Origin of the sequence: Mycobacterium parmense, assembly GCF_010730575.1 — a bacterium.
GTDB classification, from domain to species: Bacteria; Actinomycetota; Actinomycetes; order Mycobacteriales; family Mycobacteriaceae; genus Mycobacterium; species Mycobacterium parmense.
Genome location: NZ_AP022614.1, coordinates 332503 through 346859, shown reverse-complemented (window position 1 = coordinate 346859; position 14357 = coordinate 332503). Strand labels below are relative to the sequence as shown.

The 14357-nt window shown below is 68.2% G+C and carries 16 protein-coding genes, 1 tRNA gene and 1 pseudogene; 5 read left to right on the top strand and 13 right to left on the bottom strand.

Annotated features, from left to right (window positions below; translation table 11 throughout):
• Positions 1–5: 5 nt before the first annotated feature.
• From G6N48_RS01585 to fabG, 8 genes are all read right to left on the bottom strand, one after another.
• Entirely contained in the window at positions 6–359 is a 354-nt protein-coding gene (locus G6N48_RS01585) for a UBP-type zinc finger domain-containing protein (protein ID WP_085268921.1), read from the bottom strand.
• On the bottom strand, positions 356–1186 hold the full coding sequence (locus G6N48_RS01580; protein WP_085268922.1) for an adenylate/guanylate cyclase domain-containing protein: 831 nt from the start codon (positions 1184–1186) through the stop codon (positions 356–358). The genes G6N48_RS01585 and G6N48_RS01580 overlap by 4 nt, the downstream gene beginning before the upstream one ends.
• Before the next feature lie 91 nt (positions 1187–1277).
• On the bottom strand, positions 1278–1640 hold the full coding sequence (locus tag G6N48_RS01575; RefSeq protein WP_085269041.1) for a hypothetical protein: 363 nt from the start codon (positions 1638–1640) through the stop codon (positions 1278–1280).
• Between the two features lie 78 nt (positions 1641–1718).
• Positions 1719–2411 (bottom strand): GntR family transcriptional regulator, encoded by a 693-nt coding sequence (locus G6N48_RS01570; RefSeq protein WP_085269042.1) that lies wholly within the window; start codon positions 2409–2411, stop codon positions 1719–1721.
• Positions 2412–2415: 4 nt separating this feature from the next.
• Complete coding sequence (locus G6N48_RS01565) at positions 2416–3609, bottom strand: acyl-CoA dehydrogenase family protein (protein ID WP_085268923.1); 1194 nt, start codon at positions 3607–3609, stop codon at positions 2416–2418.
• Between the two features lie 16 nt (positions 3610–3625).
• Positions 3626–4810, bottom strand: a complete 1185-nt coding sequence (locus G6N48_RS01560; RefSeq protein ID WP_085268924.1) for a CoA transferase — start codon at positions 4808–4810, stop codon at positions 3626–3628.
• A 1-nt stretch (position 4811) separates the two neighbouring features.
• Positions 4812–6023, bottom strand: a complete 1212-nt coding sequence (locus tag G6N48_RS01555; RefSeq protein WP_085268925.1) for an acetyl-CoA C-acetyltransferase — start codon at positions 6021–6023, stop codon at positions 4812–4814.
• A 12-nt stretch (positions 6024–6035) separates the two neighbouring features.
• On the bottom strand, positions 6036–6776 hold the full coding sequence (fabG, locus tag G6N48_RS01550; protein ID WP_085268926.1) for a 3-oxoacyl-ACP reductase FabG: 741 nt from the start codon (positions 6774–6776) through the stop codon (positions 6036–6038).
• Between the two features lie 123 nt (positions 6777–6899).
• On the opposite strand from fabG, the gene G6N48_RS01545 reads away from it, so the two are divergent.
• The 3 genes from G6N48_RS01545 to G6N48_RS01535 are packed head-to-tail and all read left to right on the top strand — an operon-like array spanning position 6900 to position 9376.
• The gene (locus tag G6N48_RS01545; RefSeq protein ID WP_085268927.1) at positions 6900–8072 is read left to right on the top strand and encodes an acyl-CoA dehydrogenase family protein; all 1173 of its coding nucleotides are present in this window, start codon (positions 6900–6902) and stop codon (positions 8070–8072) included.
• Positions 8069–8890: a mycofactocin-coupled SDR family oxidoreductase gene (locus tag G6N48_RS01540; protein WP_085268928.1), complete on the top strand. Its 822-nt coding sequence runs from the start codon at positions 8069–8071 to the stop codon at positions 8888–8890. The genes G6N48_RS01545 and G6N48_RS01540 overlap by 4 nt, the downstream gene beginning before the upstream one ends.
• Positions 8891–8947: 57 nt before the next feature.
• Positions 8948–9376, top strand: a complete 429-nt coding sequence (locus G6N48_RS01535; RefSeq protein WP_085268929.1) for a pyridoxamine 5'-phosphate oxidase family protein — start codon at positions 8948–8950, stop codon at positions 9374–9376.
• A 4-nt stretch (positions 9377–9380) separates the two neighbouring features.
• On the opposite strand, the gene G6N48_RS01530 is transcribed toward G6N48_RS01535, so the two are convergent.
• From G6N48_RS01530 to G6N48_RS01520, 3 genes and pseudogenes are all read right to left on the bottom strand, one after another.
• Entirely contained in the window at positions 9381–10457 is a 1077-nt protein-coding gene (locus G6N48_RS01530) for a phosphotransferase family protein (RefSeq protein ID WP_179969838.1), read from the bottom strand.
• A gap of 127 nt (positions 10458–10584) precedes the next feature.
• Positions 10585–11397, bottom strand: a pseudogene (locus tag G6N48_RS01525) (siderophore-interacting protein); the annotation flags it as partial.
• 623 nt (positions 11398–12020) lie between these two features.
• Positions 12021–12103: transfer RNA gene (locus tag G6N48_RS01520), tRNA-Leu, on the bottom strand.
• 87 nt (positions 12104–12190) lie between these two features.
• Between G6N48_RS01520 and G6N48_RS01515 the strand changes: the two genes are divergently transcribed.
• On the top strand, positions 12191–12583 hold the full coding sequence (locus tag G6N48_RS01515) for a hypothetical protein (RefSeq protein WP_085268931.1): 393 nt from the start codon (positions 12191–12193) through the stop codon (positions 12581–12583).
• Entirely contained in the window at positions 12580–12930 is a 351-nt protein-coding gene (locus G6N48_RS01510) for a DUF3817 domain-containing protein (RefSeq protein WP_085268932.1), read from the top strand. Before G6N48_RS01515 ends, G6N48_RS01510 begins: the two co-directional genes overlap by 4 nt.
• A gap of 36 nt (positions 12931–12966) precedes the next feature.
• Here G6N48_RS01510 and rdgB read toward each other — a convergent pair whose 3' ends face one another.
• Positions 12967–13569: an RdgB/HAM1 family non-canonical purine NTP pyrophosphatase gene (rdgB, locus tag G6N48_RS01505; RefSeq protein WP_085268933.1), complete on the bottom strand. Its 603-nt coding sequence runs from the start codon at positions 13567–13569 to the stop codon at positions 12967–12969.
• Positions 13566–14345 (bottom strand): ribonuclease PH, encoded by a 780-nt coding sequence (gene rph / locus G6N48_RS01500; RefSeq protein ID WP_085268934.1) that lies wholly within the window; start codon positions 14343–14345, stop codon positions 13566–13568. The genes rdgB and rph overlap by 4 nt, the downstream gene beginning before the upstream one ends.
• Positions 14346–14357 lie beyond the last annotated feature (12 nt).

Sequence of the window (14357 nt, the reverse complement as noted above, 5' to 3'; positions counted from 1 at the left end):
TGGACTCAGTCGCGTCGCCGGCGGAGTAGGTCGGCCCAGTCGGCGGGCACCCGATCCCGTGGGCCGGGCACGGTCTGGCCCTCGGGATGGCACTGCGGCGGGGCGAGTTCGGGCCCCTCGTAATAGTCCCGGGTTTCGTAATTCCAGAACCAGTCCTCGCCCGGCTCGAACGTGCGAATTATCGTGTGCCCGGTCTGCCGCCAGTGCTCGGTGGCGTGCCGGGACAGCGAGTCGTCGCAGCAACCGATGTGGCCGCAGGCCGCACATCTGCGCAGGTGCACCCACCAGCCGCCCGCATCCTCACACTCCACACAGCCGGCACCGCTGGGCGGCACCGACGGGTCGACCGCTGTTGTCATTGCAACCTCGCTTCTTGTCGAGTGGATAGGCTGACCGCATACAGATTGTGCCGTCCCTGAAAACCTTTGAGTTCGACCTCGCGGGCAGGGCAGAGTTCGATGCCGGGCAGGCCGTCGACGGCATCGCGGACCGATTCACTGACCAGGATCTGGCCGCCGACGGCCTGTGCGGCAACCCGGGCGGCCAGGGCCACGTTGCGTCCGAAGAGGTCGTCGCCGCGTCTGACCGAGCTCCCCAGATGAATGCCGATGCGCACGCGAACGCCTTCCCACCTGTCGGCGTCGGCGGCCAGAGCCCGCTGCACACCGATCCCACACAGCACGGCTTCGCCGGCGTCGGCGAAGGCGATCATGAACCCGTCGCCCTGGTTCTTGACCACGTGGCCGTTGTGGTCGCCCACCTGCTTCTCGATCAGCCGATTGTGCCGCTCGAGCACCTTCACCCATCCGCGGTCGCCCAGCGCCTCGTTGCGGGCGGTGGAATCCTCGATATCGGAGAACGCGATCACGACGTCGCCGTCGGCGGTCAATCTGGCGAGATCCGGACGCTCGACCTGCGCCCATCCCGCGAGATCCTCGATCGAGTTGCGGACCGTTGCGCCAATGCCTTTCGTCATCAGCGAATCGGCCGTCCTCCAGGCGGTCCTGATCGCCAGCGGGGCCGGCCCGAGGCGTCGCCGTCGGCGGCCGATCTCGGGTGCGCGGCTTCTCCTGAGTTCGCTTCTCGCCCGCTTGAGCTGGCGTCGCGACACGATCAGGAGCACTCCGAGGGTGATGACGCCGCCGAGTTCCACGGCGGCAAGCGACGCCAGCAGCGCTGTGGTCATCGCTTGTGGCGCGATGCAGAGACCAAGTGCGATGAAAAGACTAAGACAGTCACCTCGACATCGTATGGACAGGCCCACCGCGGGCGGCCGATCAGGGCACCCGCGTCCAGGGCTGGCAGTTTTGCGACTCGAAGGCCTTGACCGTCGCGGGGATGCTCGCGAACATCGGGCCGACAGAGGTATTCGCCTGAACGACGTGCTCCTTGTTCGCATCGGGGGTGCTGTAGGTGAACCACGAGCACATCGATTCCGGTGTCGGCACATTGTTGATCCACACCCCGAAGGTCGACGCCGACCCGGCCGTGCGGTAGAGGCCCGGCGCCACGTCGGTGCCCACCTGGAACACTCCGTTGCCGGGGATCGGGTCCAGGGCGTCGGCGCCGGCCGGCGGCGCGAGGGACACGGCCGCCACAGTTGCGACGAAAACGGCCGATGCGCCAAGCGTTCGGGACATGACTTTCGCCTTCACCTTCTCGCCCCCGCACTGGCAGCGTAGGCCCAGGTGCGACCGCGCGACAACATGCAGCCGGGCTCAGCGGGGCTCCGGACGGTCGGCGTCCACCACCACGCCGCGGGCGGTGAGGTGATCGATCAGCGGCACCGCGCCCGCGGCGAGGTGTTGCGACATCGCGGCCCGCGCAAGCCCGTCGTCGTGCCTCTTGAGCGCCGAGAGAATCCGGCGGTGATCCCTGATCGACTGCTCCGGCCAGCCTTCGATGGCGGGGAATACCGATTCCGGTGCGTAACGGGTGATTTGCAGCATCAGCTGGGCGAGCTTCGGCGAGTCGGCGGCAACGTTGATGGCCCGGTGGAACTGATGGTTGAGCAGGACCGTCCGTTCGTTGTCGTCGCCCGCGTAGGCGTCCTCGAGTTCGGCCTGGATCTGCTTGAGTTCGCGCAACTGCTCGTCGGTGATGTTGACCGCCGCCCGTGCCGCGAGCTCGCCGCCGACGTGCGCCTGCACGTTGGCGACGTCGGTGACGTCGCGCCCCGTCACCGGCAACACGACGAAGCCGCGGCGGGGCTGCTGGCTGATCAATCCTTCGGCGCGCAGCGCGAAGAGCGCTTCCCGCACGGGCGTCACACTGATTCCCAGCTCCGCGGCCAATTGGTCCAGGCGGATGTAGGAGCCCGCGACGTATCTGCCGTTGAAGATCCTCTGGCGGATCAGGCGCGCGACGTCGTCGGAGAGTTGGGGCCGTGCGGCGAAATCCGGCGCGGTCATCACATCACACCTGATACTCGGCGAGCAGCCGCTTGCTGATGATGTTCTTCTGGATCTCGCTGGTGCCTTCACCGATGAGCAGAAACGGCGCGTCGCGCATCAGGCGCTCGATTTCGTATTCCTTCGAGTAGCCGTAACCGCCATGGATGCGGAAGCTCTGCTGGGTGACCTCGGAACAAAACTCGCTGCACAGGTATTTGGCCATCCCGGCCGCGACGTCGTTGCGCTCCCCCGAGTCCTTCAACCGCGCCGCGTTGACCATCATCAGATGCGCGGCCTCGACTTTGGTGGCCATCTCGGCGAGCTGGAAGGCGATGGCCTGATGCTCGGCGATCGGCTTGCCGAACGTGTGACGCTGCTGCGAGTAACGCACGGCGAGCTCGAAGGCGCGGATACCGACGCCGACGGCGCGGGCCGCCACATTGACACGGCCGACCTCGATGCCGTCCATCATCTGGAAAAAACCCTGCCCCGGCGCGCCGCCCAGGACATCGTCGGCGCCGGCCTGGTAGCCGTCGAAGACGAGCTCGGTGGTGTCGATGCCCTTGTAGCCCAGCTTGTCGATCTTGCCGGGAATCACCAAGCCCGGCAACACTTCCCCGAAGCCGGTCGGCTTCTCCACCAGGAAGGCCGTCAGGTTGCGGTGCGGCTTGTCGGCGCCCTCGTCGGTGCGCACCAGCACCGCGATCAGCGTCGAGCTGCCGCCGTTGGTCAGCCACATCTTCTGGCCGTCGATGGTGTAGTTGCCGTCGGCGTTCCGCTTGGCGCGGGTGCGGATCGCCGCCACGTCGGAACCCAGCTCCGGCTCCGACATCGAGAAGGCGCCGCGGCACTCCCCGGTCGCCATCCGCGGCAGGAAGCGTTGCCGCTGGGCGTCGGTGCCGTGCTGGCGCAGCATGTACGCCACGATGAAGTGGGTGTTGAGCACCCCGGACACGCTCATCCAGCCCCGCGCCAGCTCCTCGACACACAGCGCGTAGGTCAGCAGCGACTCCCCCAGGCCGCCATACTCCTGCGGGATCATCAGCCCGAAAAGCCCCATGTCCTTCATCTGGTCGACGAGTGCTTGCGGGTAGGTGTCACCGCGCTCGAGCTCCACGGCGTTGGGGATGACTTCCTTCTCGACGAATTGCCTTACGGTCGCGATGATGTCGGTCTGGAATTCCGTCAGGCCGAGGGTCTGGGCGAGTCTGGTCATGCGCTGTTGGGTCCCTTCAGGCGATCGTTTTGGCGTCCGCTAAACGCGCGATGTCCGCGGCGGTCAACCCGAGGTTTTCGCTCAGGACGTCGGCTGTGTCCTGGCCGAGCGTGGGCGCGGCCTGGCTGGTGGGATGGACTCCGTCGAACGCGGCCGGCAGGCCGGCGGCCAGGTAGCTGCCGATACCCGGTTGGTCCAACGGGGAAAACAACGGATTGTCAGTCACTTTCGGGTCCCGCACGACCTCCGCGAAGGTGCGGTACCGCTCGAACAACACGGTGGTGCGGGACAGCGCCGCGGTGACTTCTTGGGACGTGTGGTTGGCGAACCAGTCGGCGAACAAGCCGGAGAGCACGTCGCGGTATCGGTACCGGTCGCCCTCGACATGGAAGTCCACGCCCAGTGCCTCGGCCAGTGCGGCCACCGCGGGTCCGGTGCCCGTCACCTTGACCATGTCGCGAAAGTGCCTGGGAGTCAGGATGACCACCATGAAACGTGTGCCGTCGGAGCTGGTGAAGTCCTGCCCATACTGGCCGTAAATCGCGTTGCCCAGGCGCTCCCGCTGGGTTCCGGTCACCTGCGGTTCCGTCAGCAACCCGAGGTTTCCGGCCGTGGCCAGCGCGACGTCCTCGAGCGCGAGGGTAACCCGCGCGCCCTCCCCCGACCGATCGCGCCGGTGCACCGACGAGACAACGGCGAGGGCCGCATACAGGCCGCAGCAGACATCCCAGGCGGGCAGCACGTGGTTGACCGGGCCCGCGTGATTGGCCGGGCCGGTCACCAGTGGATATCCGATGGCCGCGTTGACGGTGTAGTCGACGCCGGTGGATCCGTCGCCGCGGCCGAGCAGCTGCACGTGGATGACGTCGGACCGCTTGGCGGCCAACACATCATGGCTCAGCCAGGGCAGCACCGCATTAGTCACGACAATGCCGTCACCCCCGACGATCAGCCGCTGGACCAGTTCCTGCCCCTCGGTCGAGCGCACGTCGAAAGTGGCCGAGCGCTTGCCCTTGTTCAGCCCGGTCCAGTAGATCGACGTGCCGTCGGCGGCCAGCGGCCACCGCTTGACGTCCGAGGCGCCTCCGATCGGGTCGACTCGGATCACCTGTGCACCAAGCTGATTCAGCGTCATACCGCATAGTGGCGCGGCCACGAAGCTGGATATCTCGATGACGGTGAGGCCGGTGAGCGGCCGCACGCTAACCGACCCGCTCGAACACCGCGGCGAGCCCCTGGCCGCCACCGATGCACATGGTCTCCAGGCCGTAGCGCGCCTGGCGCCGGTGCAGTTCGCGTGCCAGGGTGGCCAGCATCCTGGTACCCGTCGCGCCGACGGGGTGACCCAGCGAGATTCCCGAACCGTGAACGTTGGTCCGGTCCTGGTCGGCGGCGCCGAACTTCCATTCCCGCATCACCGCCAGTGCCTGCGCGGCGAAGGCTTCGTTGAGCTCGATGAGGTCGATGTCACCGAGTCGCAGGCCCGCCCTGGCGAGCGCGACCTCGGTGGCAGGAACCGGGCCGATGCCCATGACGCCGGGCGCCACTCCCGCCAGACCCCACGACACCATGCGCACCAGCGGCCGCATACCGTACTCGTCGGCCTTCTCGGGCGTGGTCACGACGCACATCGCCGCCGCGTCGTTTTGCCCGCTGGAATTCCCGGCCGTCACCGTGGCCTCCGGATCGTCTTCGCGCAGAACGGGTTTGAGCTTGCTCAGCGATTCCACCGAGGTATCGGCGCGCGGATGCTCATCGGTGTCGACCAGTTCCTCGCCCCCGCGGGTGCGCACCGCCACCGGGACGATCTCCTCGCCGAAGACCCCGTCCTTCTGCGCCGCCACGGCGCGCTGATGAGACCGCACCGCGAGTTCGTCTTGCTCGCGGCGGGAGATGCCGTACTCGCGTCGCAGATTTTCGGCGGTCTCCAGCATTCCGCCGGGCACCGGGTGGTGGCGGCCGCCCGCGGTGGTACGGCCGCGCGCCAGCCCGTCGTGCACGCGTACACCGCCGCGGGCGCCGCCCCACCGCATGTCGGTGGAGTAGAAGGCGACGTTGCTCATGCTCTCGCAGCCCCCGGCGATGACGACGTCGTGATCGCCGGCGCTCACCTGTAGGCAGGCCTGGATCACCGCCTGCAGTCCCGAGCCGCAGCGACGGTCCACCTGCATGCCGGGAACCGTCACCGGCAGACCCGAATCCAGGGCCACCACCCGGCCGATCGCCGGCGCTTCGCTGCTCGGATAGCAGTGCCCGAGGATGACGTCGTTCACCGCGTCCGGCGCGATCCCGGTGCGCTCGAGCAGGCCGGTGAGCGCCGCGACGCCCAGGTCGACCGCGCTCAGTGACGTGAACATCCCTCCGTAGCGGCCGATCGGCGTCCGCACAGGTTCACAGATCACGGCTTGGCGCATGGGCTTACCTCCTCAGATGTGGCGTCCGCCGGTCACTTCCATCACCGTGCCCGTCATGTAGGAGGACAGGTCCGAGGCCAAGAACACCGCGACGCCGGCGACTTCGCTGGGCTCACCGGCCCGGCCCAGCGGGACCTCCGCCTCCTTCTGGTCCCAAATGTGTTGCGGCATCGCCTCTGTCATGGCCGAGCGAATCAGCCCGGGGGCGATGACATTCACCCGGACACCGAGGTAGGCAAGCTCTTTGGCCGCGGCCTTCGACATGCCGACTATTCCCGCCTTGGCCGCCGAGTAGTTGGTCTGCCCGATCATGCCGACCTTGCCCGACACCGACGACATGTTGATGATCGAGCCCCGCTTGTTCTCACGCATGATCGCCGCCGCCGCCCGCAGCCCGTTCCAGGTGCCTTTCAAGTGCACGTCGATGACCTGGTCGAACTGCTCCTCGGTCATCTTGCGCATCGTCGCGTCGCGGGTGATTCCGGCGTTGTTGACCATGATGTCCAGGCCGCCGAAGCGGTCGACGGCCGTCTGGACCAAGGCCTGCACGTCGTCCGCCCGGGTCACGTCGCACCGAACCGCCGCCGCGACGTCGTCACCTCCGAGTTGCTTGGCCGCCGCCTCGGTGGCCTCGAGGTTCACGTCGCCGAGCACCACGCGCGCACCTTCTGCCACGAACCTCTCGGCGATCGCCAGGCCCAGGCCCTGGGCACCGCCTGTGACCACCGCAGTTTGACCGCTTAGCAACGACACTCGATCACGCCTCCTCACCTGGTTCGCGTGCGCCCTCGGGGCACCCTGTCGAGCCAATATCGTATTTCATATAGGATCGCTCACCGAGCCCGGGTCGCCGAGCCAGTGAGGAGCGTGCGCCGAATGCCAACCGCTGAAGTCACCGAGGTCTCCGACGAGGATTTCCGGCAGATCCTCGCCCAGACTCGTCACTTCGTCCGGACCGCCGTGGTGCCGCGCGAGCAGGAAATCCTCAACGACGACCGCGTTCCCGACGACCTTCGCGAGCAGGCTATGAAGATGGGGCTGTTCGGTTACGCGATTCCCCAGCAGTGGGGTGGCCTCGGTCTGAGCTTGAACCAAGACGTCGAGCTGGCAATGGAATTGGGCTACACGTCGCTGGCCCTTCGGTCGATGTTCGGCACCAACAACGGCATCGCCGGGCAGGTCCTCGTCGGATTCGGCACCGACGAGCAGAAGAGCCGCTGGCTGGGGCCGATGGCGTCGGGCGAGGTCGTCGCGTCCTTCGCACTGACCGAGCCCGGCGCCGGTTCCAACCCCGCCGGACTGCGCACCAAAGCCGTTCGAGATGGCCAGGATTGGGTCATCTCGGGTCAGAAGCGGTTCATCACCAACGCACCGGTCGCCAACCTTTTCGTGGTGTTCGCCCGCACCCGCCCGGCCGACGACCGCGGTCCGGGCATCGCCGTCTTCCTGATCCCCGCCGACGCCGCGGGCGTGGAGGTCAGCGCGAAGGACACCAAGATGGGCCAGGAAGGCGCGTGGACCGCCGACGTCAACTTCAACGACGTGCGGGCCGGGAGCGACGCTCTGATCGGCGGCAGCGAGGACATCGGCTATCGGGCGGCGATGACCTCCCTGGCCCGCGGCCGGGTGCACATCGCCGCACTGGCGGTGGGTGCCGCGGCGCGCGCGCTGGACGAATCGGTGTCATACGCCGCCACCGCCACCCAGGGCGGGGCGCCGATCGGAAGCTTCCAACTGGTGCAGGCGATGATCGCCGACCAGCAGACCGGGGTGCTGGCCGGCCGGGCGCTCGTCCGCGAGGCGGCACGGCTGTGGGTATCAGGCGAAGACCGCCGCGTCGCGCCGTCGGCCGCCAAGCTCTTCTGCACCGAAATGGCCGGAAAGGTGGCGGATCTCGCGGTGCAGATCCACGGCGGCAGCGGATACATGCGCGGCGTTCCCGTCGAGCGCATCTACCGCGACGTGCGACTGCTGAGGCTCTACGAGGGCACCAGCGAGATACAGCGCCTGATCATCGGCTCCAACCTGGTCAAGGCGGCACAGCGATGAGCGGCAGGCTCGAAGGCCGCGTCGCCTTCATCACCGGAGCGGCCCGCGGCCAGGGCCGGGCGCATGCCGTCCGGATGGCCCAGGAGGGTGCCGACATCATCGCCGTCGACATCGCCGACAAACTGCCGTCCTGCGTTCCCTACGACCCGGCCACTCTCGAGGATCTCGAGGAGACCGTCCGCCTCGTCGAGGCGACCAACCGCCGAATTCGCGCCTCGGTCGTCGACACCCGCGACTTCGAGGGACTCTGCAAGGCCGTCGACGACGGGGTTGCCGAGTACGGACGCCTCGACATCATCGTGGCCAACGCCGGCATCGCCGCTCCGCAAGCCTGGAACCACATCACGCCCGAATCCTTTCGCGATGTCATGGAGATCAACGTGACGGGCACCTGGAACACCGTGATGGCCGGGGCGCACAAGATCATCGAAGGCGGGCGCGGCGGCTCCATCATCCTGATCAGCTCCGCGGCGGGCAAGAAGATGCAGCCGTTCATGGTGCACTACACCGCCAGCAAGCACGCGGTCACCGGTTTGGCACGCGCCTTCGCCGCCGAGTTGGGCAAGCACTCGATCCGGGTCAACAGCGTCCACCCGGGACCGGTGAACACCCCGATGGGCTCCGGTGACATGGCCGCGGCGGTCGGAAAGGTGATGGAGAGCAACCCTCAGCTGTCGCACGTCCTCACTCCGTTTCTGCCCGACTGGGTCGCCGAACCGGAAGAGATCGCCGACGCCGTGTGCTGGCTGGCCAGCGACGAGTCGCGCAAAATCACCGCCGCCCAGATACCGGTCGACCAGGGCTCGACCCAGTACTGAACGCGCAAGCGCGCGGGGCTCGGGAATAGGCGGCCGGGACGGCCGTTTGAAGTGCACATGAAGAGCTTCACCGAAACCGAGCGTCAGCAGTTCCTGGCGGCCAAGCATGTCGCCGTGTTGTCGGTAGCGGCCGCCGATGGGCGGCCCCCGGCCAGCGTCCCGATCTGGTACGACTACACGCCGGGCGGGAACGTCCGGATCATGACCGGGGCGTCGAGTCGCAAGGCCCGGCTCATCCGGCAGGCGGGCGCCGTCACGCTCGTCGTCCAGCGCGAGGATCTGCCCTATCAATACGTGGTGGTGGAGGGGACGGTCGTCGACACCACCCTCCCGGCCCCGGTGGATCTGCAGGAAGCCATCGCCATCCGGTACCTCGGCGAGGAGGCCGGGCCCGCTTTCGTCCGCAGCCTCGAGGGTCAGGAAGAGGTGCTGTTCACCATCCGCCCCGACCGCTGGCTCAGCGCCGACTTCTCGGACGAGCTCTAAATCCTCAGCCGATCAGGTCCAGCGTCCCGAGTTCGCGGATGGCCCGGCACCCACGGCGAAGCATGGTCAGCACCATGTCGTCCCCGCGCTCGGTGGCGGCCGCGAAGGCAAACCCGAGCGCCGAGATCAGCGGTGCCTGCAGCACGCCGAGCCGGTAGTCACGCCAACAGGTTTCGCGGTCGTAGTCGGTGACCCCGCAGCTGCACAACGCCGTGTGATAGGCGGCGACCAGGTCCGCCTCCAGTTCCGCGCGCAGTTGCGAGTTGAGGCTGGTCGCGGTGAAGTAGGCGAGATCCCGGGCCGGCAGGCCAACGCCGAGCGTCTGCCAGTCGACGACACTGACCCGGGTGCGGTCCGGATCGAACAACAAGTTGTCCAGGCGGTAGTCGCCGTGCAGCAAGGCGAACCGATCGTACTCGGTCAACAGCCACGGACCTACCAAACCCATTGCAAGCCAAAAGGTTTCGCGGTCTTCGGAGGTCATGCGGTCACCCAGCTTGTCGAGCGTGATCTGGGCGCTCATCTTCGCCACCTCACCCATGCCGCCGGCGCCGGCCTCATCGGGTCGCGCGAACGCGATGCCGGGAAAATCCAGCCACATCGGCTCGCACCAGCTCGGCCCGTGCAGCCCGGCGAGGGCCGTCACCGCGAGCCGCGCCTCCCGCTCGCCGCACCCGGCGATCTGATCGCCCTGGACCGCGGGCGCCTGGTCGGCGAGCAACAGCGCGTAATCCATGGCGTCTTCGGCGATCTCGCAGTAGAAGCACTGCGGCGCCGGCACGGCCACCTGGTCGACCACCGAGGCGTAGAACGCGCACTCGCTGCGGTATCCGACGGTCACCCGATCGCGCACGGTGTCGTCCTGGGCGGGCAGCTTGATGACGTACGTCGACGGGAGATCCCCCGGGTCCGTCGCGTACCTGACCGTCACCCGGTACGTCGCTCCGGTCTGTCCGGTGCCGATGGCGACCACCTCGACCTCGCCAACCTCGACAGGTGGGCGGTTCTCGCTGAGCGCGGCCGACAGCCATTCGGCCGTCACGTCACCCGGAGACCGCGGAATCGAGACCACCGCACTCATTGCAAACATGCCTCCCGCACTCCGACAGCTGTACCCGCCCGACAAACAGTAAGGCATACGGCAAGCGCTGCGGCCGGCTGTGGTGAGCCGGTCAGCCGGATTCCGCTGGGCGGTCGGCCCGCGTCGCCGGCGCGAGAATTCGCCGCAACGACCACCCGCGTGCCGGTGCGTTCCCGGCGGTCTCCGGTTCGTCGCCCCGCCGGATGCCCATCTCGCGGCCGGCGGTCCAGTAGGCCTGGGCGTGAACGGCCGACTTGGGGACGCCGAACTCGTCGCGCAGCCGCAGCCGTACGTGCTTGAGCGTCTTGGCTTCGGGCGTCGCCCAGACATACCAGTCCGACCAATCGCGGGCATCGATGGCCGCGGCGAGCGACTTCTCGTCGCGCCGGGCAACCCAGCGCACCCGCAGCCGAGGGTGCTGCGCGAGCGGAATGCGGGTGTCGTCGTCGTGGTGCTGCTCGAGGTACATCTCGATCGGGACGTCGTCGGGCACGACCCCGACGATCCCGTTCATTCCCGGGACCGACGCCGAGTCACCGATGAGCAGGTACCCGGCCGGCTGCGGGTTGGGCGCGGCAAATCGCGACGAGCCCATCAGCGACATCGCCACGATGGTCGCGCCCGGCTCCACGCTGCGCGCCCACAGCGACGCCGGGCCCGCCGGATCGTGCAGCACGACGTCGACGGCGAAGCGGCCGCTGCAGGCGTCCGCTTCGGAGATGGTGTAGGCGCGCTGGAATTCCGCCTTCGAACCGTCCGGATCGGGAAACCAGAACCGCAGCCACGCCGCGGGTTCGGCCCGCGCATCGTCGAACAACGTCGGCGAGGCCATCCGGATCCGCACGACGTGCGGAGCGATGCGTACGGTTTCGATCACCGTCGCCGTGTGGTCGCGGGCACCGAAGCTGCGCAGCACCACACCCTGAAAGCCGCGTGCCATCAGCGCCCCTCCCCCCGGACGCTGCGAGCGGGCACACGGCAACATACTTCGGTCCGGTAGGCCACTCCCACAAACTAAGGGTTGCCTTACCAAAGGTCAAACCTCGGGTGAGGCGGCACTGCGGGCCTGTGCGCTCGAATCACCTTCGGCTACCTGGTCATAGGTGGCACGGCCGGCCGCTTTCAGGTAGCGCGCTACTCGTGCCCGCGCGCGGACTCGCTGAAACGATAGGCTCATCCGCCCGGTCGGGCGCGGGACCGACAGTCGAGGTGAACCATGGCCAGCTCCAGTCTCTCTGCGCCCCCGCCTGGTGCTGCGACCGACGCCCCGCCGCCCCGGTTGTCTGCGCGTGGTGCGCCTTGCCGTCCACCCGCCGCCCGTACGACGAGCACACCGCTCGATCGCATGTCCATCGTTGTTCCCTGTGCCATCTGCATCGAAGACGGCCACGCGACGGAGGCCACCCGCCAGACGAGGGACGGCCTGTGCGGCTGCGACGAGCACTTCCAACACCTCGAACAACATGGCCGCGCCGCGGTGCGTGGGCAACGACCTGGGCGTTGCAACGGCTGACCGACGACGCCCTGACGCCCCCGACGCCTCAAACGATTTCGTCGAATCGGTGCGGGCGGAGGGACTCGAACCCTCACGCTCTTTCGAGCAATGGCACCTAAAGCCATCGCGTATGCCATTTCGCCACGCCCGCGCGCTCAGCGATCCTATCGCTCTGTCGGGTCCCCGGTCGTCATCACGTCACACCGACCGCGCCACCCGCGCGCGGTACCTTCATGGGGTGTCCACTCAGGCCGTTCGGAGGCGTCGGCGCAGACCCGCGCTGATCGCCTTGGTGATCGTCGCCGCCTGCGGCTGCCTGGCGTTGGGCTGGTGGCAGTGGACCAGGTTCCAGTCGCCGTCGGGCGACTTCCAGAACCTCGGCTACGCGTTGCAGTGGCCGCTGTTCGCCTGGTTCTGCGTCTACGCGTACCGCAAGTTCGTCCGTTACGAAGAGGCGCCGCCCGAGCCGCACCCGGCGGCCGCCGTCACCGAGATCCCCGCCGGCCTGCTGCCCGAGCGCCCGAAGGCCGCACCACAACCGACCGACGATCCCGCGCTGCGCGAGTACAACGCCTACCTGGCCGAGCTCGCGAAGCGCGACTCCGAAAAGCAGAACAGGACCACCGCATGACCACACCCGACACCCCCGGAGCCCCGGCCGCGGCGGCCCCGGTCGAGAAGATCCGCACCGCCCTGCTCGGCTACCGGGTGATGGCGTGGACGACGGGGCTGTGGCTGATCGCGCTGTGCTACGAGATCGTCTCGCACCTGGTGTTCCACCACGAGATCCGGTGGATCGAGGTCGTCCACGGCTGGGTCTACTTCCTCTACGTGCTGACGGCGTTCAACCTTGCGATCAAGGTCAGGTGGCCGATCGGCAAGACGGTCGGCGTTCTGCTGTCCGGCACCATCCCGCTGCTGGGCATCATCGTCGAGCACTTCCAGACCAAGGACGTCAAGGCGCGCTTCGGGCTCTAGGAAAGCGAGCGTGACACTGGCTTCTTCGGCGGGCCGCTAACCCGCCAGGTCGCGCAGCGCCGGCACCAGCAGCGCGAGCGCCCGGCCGCGATGTGACACCGCGTCCTTCTCCGCGGGGCGCAGCTGCGCCGCCGTGCGGTCGGAACCGTCGGGGACGAAGACCGGGTCGTAGCCGAATCCGCCGTCGCCGCGGGGCTCGCGCACGATGCTCCCGGGCCACTCGCCGCGCACGACGACTTCGCCGGACGCCGACACCAGCGCGCAGGCGGATACGAAGGCCGCGCCGCGGCGCTCGTCGGGCACGTCGCGCAACTGGCTTAGCAGCAACGCGGTGTTGGCGGCGTCGTCGCCGTGGCGGCCGGCCCAGCGTGCCGACAGCACCCCCGGCATGCCGCGCAGCGCGTCCACCTCGAGACCTGAGTCGTCGGCCACGGCGGCCAGCCCGGTCGCGGCGAACGCGTCGCGCGCTTTGGCCAACGCGTTGTCCTCGAAGGTTGCGCCGCTTTCGGGTGCCTCCTCGAACGGCGGCACGTCGTCGAGCGACACCAGCGTCAACCCCGTCAGGCCGGCGCCGTCGAGCACCCGACGCAACTCGGCCAGCTTCTTCCGGTTGCGGCTGGCGACCAGCAGCCGGGTCAGCTGCCGAACGCCTTCGGCTGGGGAGGACCAGCGGGCAGCTCACGCGGATACGGGAGCGCCAGCGCGTCGCGCTGCGCGGCGAACAGCTTGTCGCAGGCGCCCAGCGCCGCATCGAGCAGCTTGTCCAGCGTCGAACGTGGGAACGTCGCGCCCTCACCGGTGCCCTGGACCTCCACCAGCGTCCCGGTGTCGGTGGCGACGACGTTCATGTCGACCTCGGCGCGCGAGTCCTCCTCGTAGGGCAGGTCGACCCGGATGCGGCCGTCGACCACACCGACGCTGACCGCCGCGATGGCACACGACAACGGCCGGGGATCCGACAGTTTGCGGGCAGCCGACAGATAGGTGACGGCGTCCGCCAGCGCCACGTAGGCACCGGTGATCGCCGCGGTGCGGGTCCCCCCGTCGGCCTGCAACACATCGCAGTCGACCGCAATGGTGTTCTCGCCCAGTGCCGCAAGGTCGATGCAGGCGCGCAGCGACCGGCCGATCAGCCGGCTGATCTCCTGCGTGCGACCGCTGAGGCGCCCCTTCACGGATTCGCGGTCGGAACGGGTGTGCGTGGCCGACGGCAGCATCGCGTACTCCGCGGTCAGCCAGCCCAGACCGGAGCCCTTACGCCACCGGGGCACGCCCTCGGTGACGCTGGCGGTGCACATGACCTTGGTGCCGCCGAATTCGATCAATACCGACCCCGCCGGGTGATCGGTGAACCCGCGGGTGATGACCACGGGCCGCAGTTCGTCGTCGAGACGGCCGTCTTCTCTTCTGGACACGCAGTAACCCTA

Coding starts and splice junctions, on each gene's coding strand:
- G6N48_RS01540 (WP_085268928.1), top strand. CDS start 8,069: ATGAGCGGCAGGCTCGAAGGCCGCGTCGCCTTCATCACCGGAGCGGCC.
- G6N48_RS01555 (WP_085268925.1), bottom strand. CDS start 6,023: ATGCGCCAAGCCGTGATCTGTGAACCTGTGCGGACGCCGATCGGCCGC.
- G6N48_RS01575 (WP_085269041.1), bottom strand. CDS start 1,640: ATGTCCCGAACGCTTGGCGCATCGGCCGTTTTCGTCGCAACTGTGGCG.
- G6N48_RS01535 (WP_085268929.1), top strand. CDS start 8,948: ATGAAGAGCTTCACCGAAACCGAGCGTCAGCAGTTCCTGGCGGCCAAG.
- G6N48_RS01545 (WP_085268927.1), top strand. CDS start 6,900: ATGCCAACCGCTGAAGTCACCGAGGTCTCCGACGAGGATTTCCGGCAG.
- G6N48_RS01530 (WP_179969838.1), bottom strand. CDS start 10,457: ATGAGTGCGGTGGTCTCGATTCCGCGGTCTCCGGGTGACGTGACGGCC.
- G6N48_RS01565 (WP_085268923.1), bottom strand. CDS start 3,609: ATGACCAGACTCGCCCAGACCCTCGGCCTGACGGAATTCCAGACCGAC.
- G6N48_RS01585 (WP_085268921.1), bottom strand. CDS start 359: ATGACAACAGCGGTCGACCCGTCGGTGCCGCCCAGCGGTGCCGGCTGT.
- G6N48_RS01580 (WP_085268922.1), bottom strand. CDS start 1,186: ATGACCACAGCGCTGCTGGCGTCGCTTGCCGCCGTGGAACTCGGCGGC.
- G6N48_RS01510 (WP_085268932.1), top strand. CDS start 12,580: ATGACCACACCCGACACCCCCGGAGCCCCGGCCGCGGCGGCCCCGGTC.
- G6N48_RS01570 (WP_085269042.1), bottom strand. CDS start 2,411: ATGACCGCGCCGGATTTCGCCGCACGGCCCCAACTCTCCGACGACGTC.